Raw genomic sequence first — 12,776 nt, forward strand, 5'->3', positions numbered from 1 at the left:
CTGCGGGGGTGCGGCCGCGATCAGGGTCGGTCGGAGTTGGAGACCGACCCGTCCGCACCGGCGATGCGCCTGGCGCTGCGTAAGTGCGACAGCGCCAGGTACATCGCCGGGGTGGTGATATTGCTCTTCTGTAGAGTCGAGCCATGCTCGACTGTCGTTGATCCATCGCGAAAGGCAGTCGAGCATGGCTCGACTCTACAAGGTCCCACGCGATGCAGTAGATCAACGCCATGCGTGGATGATTTGCCCGGCCGCGCTCACCGCCCGCCGCGGATCCTCGCCAACGCCAGATACATCGCCGGCGTCGTGTACAGCGTCAGCCACTGGCTGACCAGCAACCCGCCCACAATCGCGATGCCCAGCGGCTGCCGCAGTTCCCAGCCCTCGCCATTGGCCAGCATCAGCGGCAGCGTACCCAGCAGTGCCGCCAGTGAGGTCATCAGGATCGGCCGCAGGCGCAGTCGTGCCGCCTCCATCACCGCATCCTGCGCGCTCAGGCCACGTCGCTCGCCCGCAAGCGCGAAGTCCACCAGCAGGATCGTGTTCTTCATCACCACGCCCACCAGCAGGAACAAGCCCAGCAGCGCGATCAGGTTCAGTTCGTTGCCGAACAGCCACAGCGCCAGCAGCGCACCGATGCCGGCCGATGGCAGCGTGGACAGGATCACCAACGGTTGCAGGAAACTCTCGTACAGCACGCCCAGCACCAAGTAGACCGCCAGCGTGGCGCCCAGCACCAGCCACAACTGGCGCGAGCGCAGGCTGTCCAGACCGCCGGCTTCGCCCGACAGCTTGGCCTGCACCGAACGCGGCAGCATCAGCTGTGCCATGGCGGTGTTGATGGCCTGCGCGGCCTGTTCCAGGCCAACCCCCGGTGCCAGCGCGAACTCGATCCAGATCGAGGCGAACTGTTCGCTGTGGTAGATCCGGTCCGGCGCCATGCCGTAGCGCCAGCTGGCGATGCTGGAAAGTGGAATACGCTGGCCGTTGCCGTCGATCACCTGCAGGCGCGCCAGCGTGCTCGGGTCCTGGGTGTGCTTCGGGTCCAGTTCCATCACCACCCGGTACTGGTTCAGGCTGTCATACAGGGTGGCGACCTGGCGCTGGCTGAAGGAGTTGTTGAGCATGTTGGCCACGGTGCGCAGGTCCACGCCGTGGCGTGCGGCCGCTTCGCGGTCGATATCCAGCACCACCTGGCGCATGCCGGCTTCGCCCTGCGCTTCCACGTCCACCAGCTCGGGCAGGGCGCGCAGTGCTGCGGCTACCTTCGGTGCCCACTCGCGCAGCGGCGCCATGTCGGCCGACAGCAGCTGGAATTCGTACTGGCCGCTGCTGCCGCCACCTTCCAGGCGGATGTCCTGGTCCACCCACAAGTACAGGTTGCCACCGGGAAGCTGCGGCAGGCGCGCACGCAGGCGGTCGATCAGTTCCTGGCTGGACACCTTGCGCTCGGCCAGCGGCTTCATCTTGATCATGATGAAGGCGTTGTTGACCCCGTTGCTGCCGCCGATATAGCCGATGATGTCCTCGATGGCCGGGTCGGACAGCAGCAGCGTGCGGTAGGCATCGATCTTCGGCTGCATGGCCTGGAACGAAAGGCCGTCATCCCCGCGCGCGAAGCCGCGCAGCTGTGCGGTGTCCTGCTTGGGCACCATGCCCTTGGGCACCTGCTGGAACAGCCACGCATTGAGCGCGATGACCGCCACGAAGGCCAGCAGGGGCCAGCGCAGCTGCCGCAAGCTGGCCTGCAGGGTGCGCAGGTAGGCCGTGCGCACGCGTTCAAACAGCGCATTGCTGCCACGCTGCCAGCGCGAGGTGTGCTGCGCATCGTCCACGAACAGGCGCGCGCACAGCATCGGCACCAGGGTCAGGGCCACCACCACCGACACGCCCATCGCCGCCACCAAGGTGAGCGAGAATTCGCGGAACAGGCGTTCCACGAAGTCATCCAGGAACAGGATAGAGACGAATACCACGGCCAGCGCAAGGTTCATCGACAGCAGGGTGGCACCCACTTCCGAGGCGCCGCGCACGGCGGCCTGCCAGCGGTCGGCGCCCAGCTCGCGGTGGCGCGCGATGTTTTCCAGCACCACGATGGCATCGTCCACCACCAGCACCGCGGCCACGATCAGCGCCATCAGCGAAAGCGTGTTGAGCGAGAACCCCATCAGCGCAATCAGCGCCAGGGTACCGAACAGCACCACCGGAACGGCCACGCTGGGCACCAGCGCGGCACGCCAGTGGCCCAGGAAGGCCAGCACCACCAGCACCACCAGCACGATGGCCAGCACCAGGGTCAGCTCGGCTTCGTGCAGGGTGGCGCGGATCACCGGCGAGCGATCCATCACCAGGCGCATGTCCACACTGGTGGGCAGCAGTGCATGCAGTTGCGGCAGCTGCGCCTGGATGGCATCGACGGTGGCGATGATGTTGGCGCCGGGCTGTCGGCTGACGATCAGCAGCACGGCCGGGCGTTCATTGTGGAAACCGCTGGCGTAGCGGTCTTCCACCCCATCGGCAACCACCGCCACATCGCCCAGCCGCAGCGTGCGGTCATCGCTGACCTTCAGCGCCAGTTGCTGGTACTGCGCGGCCTGGCGCAGCTGCAGCGGCGCTTCCAGCTGCCACTGCTGGCGGTCATCGCCTACCGCGCCCAGCGGGCGCACGGCATTGGCACGGGCGATGGCCTGGGCCACGTCCTCCAGCGCCAGGCCGGCATGGTTCAGTGCGTTCGGGTCCAGCGATACGCGCACCGCGGGCAATGCGCTGCCGCCCACCTGCACTTCGCCCACGCCCGGTACCTGGGACAGTTTCTGCGCCAGCACGGTGGAGGCCAGGTCGTAGAGCTGGCCCGGCGGCAGCGTGTCCGAGGTCAGCGCCAGCGCCAGGATCGGCGCCTGCGACGGATTCACCTTGCGGTACTGCGGCATGCCCGGCATGCCACTGGGCAACTGCCCGCGCGCCAGGTTGATCGCCGCCTGCACCTCGCGCGCGGCTTCGTCGATATCGCGGCCGAGTACGAACTTCAGCTCCACCGAGGTCTGCCCCTGGGTGCTGGCCGAATCGATGCGCGAGATGCCGGGCAAGCTGCCCAGCGCACGTTCCAGTGGCGTGGCCACGGTGGCGGCCATCGATTCGGGCGAGGCGCCGGGCAGGCTGGCGCTCACTTCAATGGCCGGGTAATCCACCTGCGGCAGCGGCGCCACCGGCAGCAGCCGCAGCGCCAGCAGACCGGCCAGCACCAGCGCCACGGCCAGCAGGATCGTGGCCACCGGTCGTTGCACGCAGGCCTGGGCCAGGCGCGCGATGGGGCTCATGCGTGCGCCTCGGCAGCGCCGGCGGCGGCCGCCGAGCGACCGCGTTGCAGGCGGTCGAAGGCCAGGTAGATCACCGGCGTGGTGAACAGGGTCAGCACCTGGCTGACCAGCAGGCCGCCCACCATCACCCACCCCAGCGGCTGCCGCAGTTCCGAGCCCGAACCGGTGGCCAGCATCAGCGGTACCGCACCGAACAGTGCCGCCAAGGTGGTCATCAGGATCGGACGGAAACGCAGCAGCGCGGCCTGGTGGATCGCCTCGCGCGGGGTCATGCCACGCGTGCGCTGCGCGTCCAGTGCGAAGTCGATCATCATGATCGCGTTCTTCTTCACCAGGCCGATCAGCAGCACGATGCCGATGACGGCGATCAGGTCCAGGCTGCGGCCGCTCACCCACAGCGCGGCCAACGCACCGACCGTGGCCGAGGGCAGGGTGGACAGGATGGTGATCGGGTGCACGAAGCTCTCGTAGAGCACGCCCAGCACGATGTACATCACCACCACGGCGGCCAGGATCAGCCACAGCGTGGACGACAGTGAACTGCTGAACGCCGCCGCAGCGCCCTGCAGGCGCAGTTCGATGCTGGCCGGCAGCGCGATGGCCGCACGCGCGGCCTGCACCGCGGCAACGCCTTCGCCCAGCGACGCGCCCGGCGCCAGATTGAACGACAGCGTGGCCGCCGGGAACTGGCCCACGTGGTTGCGCAGCAGGGCGGCCGGCCCCAGTTCCACCCGAGCCACCGCCCCCAGCGGTACGGTCTGGCCGGCGCTGTTGCGCACGCGCAGTCCGCTGATCGCCTCAGGCCCGGGCTGTTGTGTCGGATCAGCCTCCAGCACCACGCGGTACTGGCTGGCCTGGGTGAAGATGGTGGAAATCTGCCGCTGCCCATAGGCGTCGTACAGCGCGTCGGCCACCGCTTCCACGCTTACGCCCAGGCGTGCGGCGGCATCGCGGTCGATGTTCACCCGTGCCTGCCGGCCCTGCATCTGCAGGTCGCTGGCCACATCGCGCAGCGCCGGCTGTTGGCGCAGGGCCTGCAGCAGCCGCGGCGTCCAGGTTTCCAGCGTCTGCTGTTCCGGCGTGGTCAGGGTGAACTGATACTGGGTGCGGCTGATGCGGTCTTCGATGCCCAGTTCCTGCACCGGTTTCAGGTACAGGGTGATGCCGGGAATCTTCGCCACGCGCTGCTGCAGGCGCGCCATCACCACCTCGGCGGCATCGCGGTCGCCGTGCGGCTTCAGTTCGATCAGCAGGCGGCCGGTGTTGAGCGTGGCATTGTTGCCGTCCACGCCGATGTAGGAAGACAGGCTGGCCACGGCTGGATCGGCCTCGATGGCTTCGGCCAGCGCCAGTTGCCGCTCGCGCATGGCCTGGAACGAGATCGCCTGCGGGGCCTCGCTGATGCCCTGCACCAGACCGGCGTCCTGCACCGGGAAGAAGCCCTTGGGCACGGCGAAGTACAGCGCCACGGTCAGCGCCAGCGTGGCCACGGTGGCCAGCAGCATCAGCGGCTGGCGCTGCAGCACCCAGTGCAACTGGCGGTCGTAGATGGCGATGATGCGGTCGAACACATCGCGCTTCGGCGGGGATGGGGTCGGAGCCCCACGGGGATCCGACCCCTTCGCATGTGGCTTGAGGAACCGCGCACACAGCATCGGGGTCAGCGTCAGCGACACCAGCAGCGAGATACCGATCGCCACCGCCAGCGTCACCGCGAACTCATGGAACAGCGCGCCCACCAGGTCGGCCATGAACAGCAGCGGGATCAGCACCGCGATCAGCGAAACAGTCAGCGAGACCAGGGTGAAGCCGATCTCGGCCGCGCCCTGCAGCGCGGCCTCGCGCGGGCTCTCGCCTTCTTCCAGGTGGCGGGCGATGTTCTCCAGCATCACGATGGCATCGTCCACCACGAAGCCGGTGGCGATGGTCAGCGCCATCAGCGTGAGGTTGTTGAGCGAGTAGCCGGCCAGCAGCATCACCGCGAAGGTACCGACCAGCGACAGCGGCACCGCTACGCTGGGAATGAGCGTGGCCGGCAGGTTGCGCAGGAACACCCAGGTGACCAGCACCACCAGGCCGACGGCCAGCACCAGTTCCTTCTGCACGCCGCGCACGGAGGCGCGGATCGATTCGGTGCGGTCGCTCAGCACCTTCATCTGCACACCCGCGGGCAGGGTCGCCTGCAACTGCGGCAGCATCGCGCGCACCTGTTCCACCACAGCGATCACATTGGCGCCGGGCTGGCGCTGCAGGTTCACCAGAACGGCCGGCCTGGTACCGCTCCACGCCGCCAGCTGCCGGTTCTCGGCGCCATCGCTGATGGTGGCCACGTCGCCCAGGCGCAGCGGTGCGCCTTCGCGCCAGGCCAGTACCAGTGCCCGGTACTCGTCCGCGTTGCGCATCTGGTCGTTGGCATCGAGCATCACCGCACGGATCGGGCCGTCGAAGCTGCCCTTGGGCAGGTTCACATTGGCGGCAGCAATGGCCGTGCGGATGTGGTCCATGCCCAGCCCATTGGCCGCCAGCGCGGCGGCATTGACCTGGATGCGTACGGCAGGCCGCTGGCCACCGGCCAGGCTGACCAGGCCCACGCCGGGCAACTGAGCCAGGCGCTGGGCGATGCGCGTATCCACCAGATCGTGCACCTGCGGCAGCGACAGGCCCTGCGAGGTCACCGCCAGGGTGATGATGGGCGTGTCGGCCGGGTTCACCTTGCGGTACACCGGCGGCACCGGCAGATCGTCCGGCAGGAAGCTGCCGGCGGCGTTGATGGCCGCCTGCACGTCCTGCTCGGCCACCCCCAGCGACACGTCCAGGCCGAACTGCAGGGTGATGACCGAGGCCCCGCCGGAGCTGGTGGACGACAGCTGTTTCAGGCCGGGAATCTGCCCGAGCTGGCGTTCCAGCGGCGCGGTGATGGTGCGCGTGGTCAGCTCCGGGCTGGCGCCCGGATACAGCGTGGTGATCTGGATGATCGGGTAGTCCACCTGCGGCAACGCGGCCACCGGCAGCAGCCGGTAGGCCAGCACGCCGGACAGCAGCAGGGCCACCATCAGCAGCGTGGTGGCGACCGGGCGCAGGATGAAGGGGCGCGACAGGTTCATGCGCCGGCCTTGGCCGCCTTCGCCTGCGCGGCGGGTTCGGCCACGATCTCCACCGCGGTGCCATCTTCCAGGCCGTCGATGCCTTCGATCACCACCTGGTCGCCGGCCTGCAGCCCCGAGCGCACCGCCACGCGGCCATCATCGGCCGGGCCCAGCACCACGGTGCGGCGTTGCGCCTTGTTGTTCTTGTCGACGATGTGCACGTAGTTGCCCTGGCTGCCGAACTGCACGGCGGCATCGGGAATCAGCAGCGCCGGGTGTTCGCCCAGCTGCAGGCGCACGTTGACGAACTGGTTCGGGAACAGGGCCTGGTCTGCGTTGTCGAACTGCGCGCGCAGCTTCAACGTGCCGGTGGCGGTGTCGATGCGGTTGTCCACGCTGGACAGCGCGCCGTGCGCCAGCTGCGTGCGTTCTTCGCGGTTCCAGGCTTCCACGGCCAGCGCCGGCTGTGCCTGTACCGCATCCAGCAGCGCCGGCAGTTCCGGTTCGGGCACGGTGAACAGCACGCTGATCGGCGCGGTCTGGGCCAGGGTGACCAGGCCTTCGGCATCGCTGGCCTGCACCAGATTGCCCACGTCCAGACGGCGCAGGCCCACGCGGCCGCTTACCGGGGCGATGATGCGGGTGTACTGCAGCTGCAGGCGCGCTTCGTCCACGGAGGCCTGGTCGCTGATGCGTCGGCCCTGCAGCTGGCGCACCTTGCTCTGCTGGTCGCTCAGTTCCTGTGCCGAGACGAAGTGCTGGCGCTGCAGTTCGCGGTAGCGCTGCAACTGGCGTTCGGCGTTTTCCAGTTCCGCCAGGTTCTGCTGCTGGGTGCCCTGTGCCTGCGCCAGCTTCACTTCGTACGGGCGCGGGTCGATCTGCGCCAGCAGATCGCCGGCCTTCACCTGCTGGCCTTCCTGGAAGTGCAGGCGCATCAGCTCGCCGTCCACGCGGCTGCGCACCACCACGCTGTGCAGCGGGGTGACCGTGCCCACCGCTTTCAGGCGCAGTACCAGCGGTTCGGCGCTGGCCCGCGCCACGCGCACCGGTACCGTCTTGCCGGGGCTGCTGGCGGCCACACCTGCGTCGGCCTGCGGCCAGGCCCACCAGGCCAGCACGGCGGCGGCCACGAGCAGGGCGGCGATCAGCCACGCGCGACGGAAACGGGGTGGGGTGCTACGGGACGGATCGACAGCGGACATGGGCATCCTGCGCCCTGCGCGCGCGCAGGAACATGTACGCCCGCTCGCGCATCGTGCGCCGCGGGCAGCGGGGGAGGGGAGTTGTCTGGCGGGGCCGCAGCGCGGCGTGGCTGGATGCCGTCGCGCGTGCGACGGGGCGCCCATGGTAGCCAATCAGCCTGCCGATTGCCGCATGACCAAGGTCATGCCGTGGGCGTGCGGGTGTGCGCCGCTTGCGGTGCTGCCTGGCTAGGCCTGGATGCGTGCGGTGTGCGTCGCCGATTGGCGTGGCCTGGTTTCGTGCGGCGTTCGGGGCTGCTTGACGTGGCCTGGATTCGTAGAGTCGAGCTTGCTCGACTGCTTTTGCCGGGAGCAGTCGAGCAAGCTCGACTCTACGAAGCACGGCAGTCGAGCAAGCTCGACTCTACAAACGGCTCAATGCATTTCGTCGTGGTACACGAACTTGGGCATTTCCCAGCGGTAATGAATCGCCAGCAGGCGCACCGCGAAGCCACCGCCCAGGCAGCACAGGATCGCCGTAGCATCGGCCACGCCCCAGTGCAGCAACAGCAGATACACCGCACCGGTCAGCAGCGAGATGATCGCGTACAGCTCCTTCTGGAAGATCAGCGGCACTTCGTTGCAGAGGATGTCGCGCAGCACGCCACCGAAGGCGCCGGTCAGCATGCCGGCAATCAGCACGATCGGCGTCGCGTGGCCGGCCTCGCGCGCGATGGAGCAACCAATCAGGGTGAAGGCGATCAGACCCAGGCCATCAAGCACCAGGAAGGTGCGGCGGAAGTGGTGCATCCAGCGCGCCACCCAGGTGGCGATCAGCGCCGCACACACGGTGAAGGCCAGGTACTCCGGATGCTTCACCCAGCCCAGCGGGTAATGCCCCAGCAGGATGTCGCGCAGCGAACCGCCGCCGAGGGCAGTCACACAGGCAATCATGACCACGCCGAACAGATCCATACGGCGGCGGCCCGCAGACAGGGCGCCGGTCATGGCTTCGGCGGAAATGGCGATCAGGTAGATGATGGACAGCAGCATGGGTCAGGCTCCGGGCGCGGTGGGGCCGGCCATGCGCATACACCGCCACTGCCTGCGCAATGACGGAATGACGATGACCGGTGCCGCTCCCGCTGTCCTTTTGCCTGAGAGTTCAGCGGGATGAACCGCGTGCCCCTTCGGCGGATCGCGGCGGGCGTGCCCGGCGACCTCTCTCCAGCTCGGCGTGTCGAATGCATGGTTGGTGGTATTCCAGCCCACCGGCCTGAGCGATCATGGGAGCCTGCGCCTTCGGCGGGCGCCAGCGTGGCGCCTCTCTCCTGCATTCGGGCGCCAGTATATCCGCTGCAGTGCAGCACGGCATAATCGGCGGCATGGCCCCGTCCCCCCGCCCGTGGTTCCTGTACCTGCTTGAATGCCGCGACGGCAGTTACTACGCCGGCATCAGCACCGACGTGGCGGCCCGTTTTGCCGCCCACCAGGCCGGCAAGGGTGCGCGCTATACCCGGGCGCGTCCGCCGCTGCAGATCCTGGCCGTGCGCGAGTACCCCGACCGCGCGGCCGCCTCGCGCGCCGAATGGCAGCTCAAGCAGCAGCCGCGCGAACGCAAGCTGGCCTGGCTGCAGGCTGCGATCCAGTAGATCCAGGCCATGCGTGGATGGGCGCCCCCCAACCATGCCACCATCGCCACACGCCCAGCGCTGGAGACACCCATGTCCACCGTTGCCCTGTTGTTCGCTGTCGCTGCAGCCACCAGCCCCACCGCCGACCCCGCCACCCTCGCGGCCATCGAAGCGACCTGCCATGACTACGTGGACGGGCAACTGGAGGGCGACCCGCAGCGTGTCGCCCGCGCGCTGCATCCGGACCTGGCCAAGCGCGCCGTGCTGGGCGATACGCCCGACGAACGCCTGAGCCTGCGCCGGATGTCCAAGGAAGAACTGGTTTCGCTGACCCGGCAGGGCGCACTGAAGACGCCGAAGGAGCAGTGGGACCGCCGCTGCGCGGTGCTCGATGTGACCGGCAATGCGGCCGCGGTGCGGTTGGAAACCCCGTGGTTCGTCGACTACTTCCACATGGGCCGTTTCGACCAGCGCTGGGTCATCGTCAACGCGCTGTGGTATCCCAAGCCGAAGGCGGAGTAGATCCACGCCATGCGTGGATGGGGTCAGAGCCCTTTCCTGCGGAAAGGGATCCGACCCCGCTTTCCCGCTCGCTATTTGGGGCGCCGGTCGTCCTGGTCGTCACCGAAGATGATGCGCGCGCTGCGCTGGTAGCTCCAATACGCCACGGCCCAGTTCAACAGCACCACGATGCGGTTGCGGAAGCCGATCAGGAAGAACACGTGCGCGGCCAGCCAGAACCACCAGGCCAGGATGCCTGACAGCTGCAGCTTGCCCAGGTGCACGATCGCGGCCATGCGGCCGATGGTGGCCAGGTTGCCGTAGTCGGCGTACTTGAACGCTCCCGGCTCGGTCTTGCCGTGCAGGCGCGCGCGGATGGTTTCGGCCACGTGCTTGCCCATCTGCTTGGCGGCCGGTGCCACGCCGGGCACGGGGCGGCCATCGGCCTGGCTGACGGCGGCCAGATCGCCGGCCACGAACAGCTCGGGGTGGCCGGGCAGGGTCAGGTCCGGCTGCACCTGCACCCGGCCGGCGCGGTCCAGCGGTACGTCCAGGGTCTTTGCCAGCGGTGAGGCGGCCACGCCAGCGGCCCACACCACCGTGCGCGCAGGCACGAACTGGTCGCCCAGCTTGAACCCCTGGCTGTCGATATCACTGACCGGGGTGCCGGTCAGTACTTCCACGCCCAGCTTTTCCAGCTGCCGGCGTGCCTTCAGCGAAAGCACTTCCGGGAACGAGGACAGCACGCGCGGGCCGGCTTCCACCAGCCGCACCTTGGCGCTGGCCGGGTCGATATGGCGGAACTCGTTGCGCAGGGTGTGGCGGGCAATCTCGGCCAGCGTACCGGCCAGTTCCACACCGGTGGGCCCCCCCCCCACCACGGCGAAGCTCAGCCAGGCAGCCTTTTTTTCAGGGTCCGGTTCGGCTTCGGCACGCTCGAACGCCAGCAGCAGCTTGCGGCGCAGGGCGATTGCATCGTCCAGCGTCTTCAGGCCCGGCGCATCGGCGGCCCACTGGTCGTTGCCGAAGTAGGCATGGGTGGCGCCGGTGGCCAGCAACAGGCTGTCATAGCCCAGTGTGCTGCCGTCGGCCAGGGTGATCTGACGGGCCTGTTTTTCGATGCCCACCACTTCGCCCAGGCGCACTTCCACGTTGCGCTGGTGGCCCAGGATATGCCGCAGCGGCGCGGCGATATCGGGTGCGGACAGGCCCGCGGTGGCGACCTGGTACAGCAGGGGTTGGAACAGGTGGTGGTTGCGGCGGTCGACCAGGGTGATCCTGATCCGTTCGCGCGCCAGGGCACGGGTGGCCCAGAGGCCCGCGAAACCGCCGCCGATGATGACCAGGTGGGGGACTGGTTCGCGGCTCATCGACGTACTCCGGAGGGGGATGGATGTCGCCCGGCATCATCGCACGTCACATGCCCGCCCAACGGGATCGGCGATACTCGGTTCAGGCCGCAGCCCCTTCGCCGAGGAACCCATGTCCGAACCGGAAAAGCGCATTGCCCTGCTGATCGACGCCGACAACGCGCCAGCATCGAAGATTGATGAAGTGCTGGCCGAAGTGGCCCGCCATGGCGTGGCCAACGTGCGCCGCGCCTACGGCAACTGGAAGAGCCCGCGCTTGAAGGGCTGGGAGGCGGTGCTGCACGAGTACGCCATCCGCCCCATCCAGCAGTTCGCCTACAGCAAGGGCAAGAACGCCTCGGACATGGCCATGGTGATCGATGCCATGGACCTGCTGTACGCACGCAACCTGGACGGCTTCGCCATCGTGTCCAGCGATGCCGACTTCACCCCCATGGTCATGCGCCTGCTGACCGACGGGGTGAAGGTCTATGGCTTCGGCGAAAAGAAGACGCCCGAGCCCTTCGTCAACGCCTGTTCCAAGTTCACCTATCTGGAAGCCCTGGGCCAGGCGCATGCCAGCGTGCCCGATGCCGACGCGCCCGACGTGGAGCGGGCCGCCAGCGATCAGGCCGCCAGCGATGAAGCCCGCCCGCGCAAGAGCGGCGCCGAAATGCGCAGTGATACCCGCCTGGTGAAGATGCTGCGCCGCGCGGTGTCGTCGGCCGAAGGCGAAGATGGTTGGTCGCACCTGGGGCCGGTGGGCAGCCAGATCGGCAACCAGGCTTCGTTCGACCCGCGCAACTATGGTTATGGAAAGCTCAGCGATCTGCTGGCGGCGATCGGTCTGTTCGAGCTGAAGAAAGACGGAAAATCGTCCTATGTGCGCGCGTTGCCGAAGAAGAACCGGTAGCGCAGCACGGCGCGTTTGATCGGCGTATCGTAGCGGCTCCGCGCCAGCGTGGCGCACCCCTGCAGGCAAGGAACAAACGCATGTTGAAGATCTGGGGCCGCCGCAATTCCAGCAACGTCCGCAAGGTGCTGTGGTGTGCCGAGGAAATCGGGCTGCCGTATGAATCCATCGAAGTGGGCGGCAGCCACGGCGGCACGCAGTCGGCCGAATACCTGGCAATGAACCCCAACAGCCTGGTGCCCGTGATCGAAGACCACGGCCTGCCGCTGTGGGAATCGAACACCATCGTGCGCTACCTGAGCGCGCGCTACGCGCTGGGCACGCTGTATGCCGAAGACGCGATGGAACGGGCCCAGGCCGAGAAGTGGATGGACTGGAGCACCTCGCGCATGGCGCCGCTGTACTCCGAACTGATCTGGGGCATCATGCGCACCGCCCCGGCCGACCGCGACGAAGCACGCATCAATGCGGCCATCGTCCGTGCCGGCGAGTACCTCGCCATGGCCGATGCCACCTTGGCCAAGCAGCCGTGGCTGTCCGGCGACCGCTTCGCGATGGGCGACATCCCGCTGGGATCGCTGGTCTATGCCTGGTTCGAACTGCCGATCCAGCGCCCGGACCTGCCGCACGTGGCGCAGTGGTACGCGCGACTGCGCGAGCGCCCGGCGTACCAGCGCGGCGTGATGTCGCCGCTGACCTGAGCGCGCGTTGCCCGGGGTCGGATCCCACCCGACGGTTGAGCTCCGACCCCCGCTGCGCGCGGGGGTAGAGTCGAGCTTGCTCGACTGCGCTTGG

General features: G+C 68.1%; 9 protein-coding genes and 2 riboswitches. Of the genes, 4 read left to right on the forward strand and 5 right to left on the reverse strand.

Annotated elements, in window-relative coordinates; translation table 11 throughout:
• Positions 1–257: 257 nt before the first annotated feature.
• The 4 genes from IAE58_RS02400 to IAE58_RS02415 form a co-directional block, all read right to left on the reverse strand.
• Entirely contained in the window at positions 258–3,317 is a 3,060-nt protein-coding gene (locus IAE58_RS02400; RefSeq protein WP_199934628.1) for an efflux RND transporter permease subunit, read from the reverse strand.
• Entirely contained in the window at positions 3,314–6,421 is a 3,108-nt protein-coding gene (locus IAE58_RS02405) for a multidrug efflux RND transporter permease subunit (RefSeq protein ID WP_199934627.1), read from the reverse strand. The genes IAE58_RS02400 and IAE58_RS02405 overlap by 4 nt, the downstream gene beginning before the upstream one ends.
• Complete coding sequence (locus IAE58_RS02410; protein WP_199934626.1) at positions 6,418–7,605, reverse strand: MdtA/MuxA family multidrug efflux RND transporter periplasmic adaptor subunit; 1,188 nt, start codon at positions 7,603–7,605, stop codon at positions 6,418–6,420. The genes IAE58_RS02405 and IAE58_RS02410 overlap by 4 nt, the downstream gene beginning before the upstream one ends.
• 414 nt (positions 7,606–8,019) lie before the next feature.
• A complete protein-coding gene (locus IAE58_RS02415) occupies positions 8,020–8,637 on the reverse strand; it encodes a trimeric intracellular cation channel family protein (RefSeq protein WP_199933439.1) in 618 nt (205 codons plus the stop codon).
• A gap of 84 nt (positions 8,638–8,721) precedes the next feature.
• A riboswitch (glycine riboswitch) is annotated at positions 8,722–8,825 on the reverse strand.
• 13 nt (positions 8,826–8,838) lie between these two features.
• A riboswitch (glycine riboswitch) is annotated at positions 8,839–8,928 on the reverse strand.
• A 41-nt stretch (positions 8,929–8,969) separates the two neighbouring features.
• Between IAE58_RS02415 and IAE58_RS02420 the strand changes: the two genes are divergently transcribed.
• Both IAE58_RS02420 and IAE58_RS02425 read left to right on the forward strand, forming a co-directional pair.
• Positions 8,970–9,236: a GIY-YIG nuclease family protein gene (locus tag IAE58_RS02420; protein ID WP_199933438.1), complete on the forward strand. Its 267-nt coding sequence runs from the start codon at positions 8,970–8,972 to the stop codon at positions 9,234–9,236.
• Between the two features lie 72 nt (positions 9,237–9,308).
• On the forward strand, positions 9,309–9,740 hold the full coding sequence (locus IAE58_RS02425) for a nuclear transport factor 2 family protein (protein WP_199933437.1): 432 nt from the start codon (positions 9,309–9,311) through the stop codon (positions 9,738–9,740).
• 71 nt (positions 9,741–9,811) lie between these two features.
• Here IAE58_RS02425 and IAE58_RS02430 read toward each other — a convergent pair whose 3' ends face one another.
• Complete coding sequence (locus IAE58_RS02430) at positions 9,812–11,089, reverse strand: NAD(P)/FAD-dependent oxidoreductase (RefSeq protein WP_108754296.1); 1,278 nt, start codon at positions 11,087–11,089, stop codon at positions 9,812–9,814.
• Between the two features lie 112 nt (positions 11,090–11,201).
• On the opposite strand from IAE58_RS02430, the gene IAE58_RS02435 reads away from it, so the two are divergent.
• A complete protein-coding gene (locus tag IAE58_RS02435) occupies positions 11,202–11,981 on the forward strand; it encodes an NYN domain-containing protein (protein WP_199933436.1) in 780 nt (259 codons plus the stop codon).
• Positions 11,982–12,061: 80 nt separating this feature from the next.
• A complete protein-coding gene (locus IAE58_RS02440) occupies positions 12,062–12,682 on the forward strand; it encodes a glutathione S-transferase (RefSeq protein ID WP_108750303.1) in 621 nt (206 codons plus the stop codon).
• Positions 12,683–12,776 lie beyond the last annotated feature (94 nt).

Source organism: Stenotrophomonas sp. S49 (genome assembly GCF_016624905.1).
Lineage (GTDB): Bacteria > Pseudomonadota > Gammaproteobacteria > Xanthomonadales > Xanthomonadaceae > Stenotrophomonas.

Excerpts from the sequence above, each read along its gene's own strand:
- IAE58_RS02440 (WP_108750303.1), top strand. The coding sequence starts at position 12,062 with ATGTTGAAGATCTGGGGCCGCCGCAATTCCAGCAACGTCCGCAAGGTG.
- IAE58_RS02400 (WP_199934628.1), bottom strand. The coding sequence starts at position 3,317 with ATGAGCCCCATCGCGCGCCTGGCCCAGGCCTGCGTGCAACGACCGGTG.
- IAE58_RS02405 (WP_199934627.1), bottom strand. The coding sequence starts at position 6,421 with ATGAACCTGTCGCGCCCCTTCATCCTGCGCCCGGTCGCCACCACGCTG.
- IAE58_RS02430 (WP_108754296.1), bottom strand. The coding sequence starts at position 11,089 with ATGAGCCGCGAACCAGTCCCCCACCTGGTCATCATCGGCGGCGGTTTC.
- IAE58_RS02415 (WP_199933439.1), bottom strand. The coding sequence starts at position 8,637 with ATGCTGCTGTCCATCATCTACCTGATCGCCATTTCCGCCGAAGCCATG.
- IAE58_RS02420 (WP_199933438.1), top strand. The coding sequence starts at position 8,970 with ATGGCCCCGTCCCCCCGCCCGTGGTTCCTGTACCTGCTTGAATGCCGC.
- IAE58_RS02435 (WP_199933436.1), top strand. The coding sequence starts at position 11,202 with ATGTCCGAACCGGAAAAGCGCATTGCCCTGCTGATCGACGCCGACAAC.
- IAE58_RS02410 (WP_199934626.1), bottom strand. The coding sequence starts at position 7,605 with ATGTCCGCTGTCGATCCGTCCCGTAGCACCCCACCCCGTTTCCGTCGC.
- IAE58_RS02425 (WP_199933437.1), top strand. The coding sequence starts at position 9,309 with ATGTCCACCGTTGCCCTGTTGTTCGCTGTCGCTGCAGCCACCAGCCCC.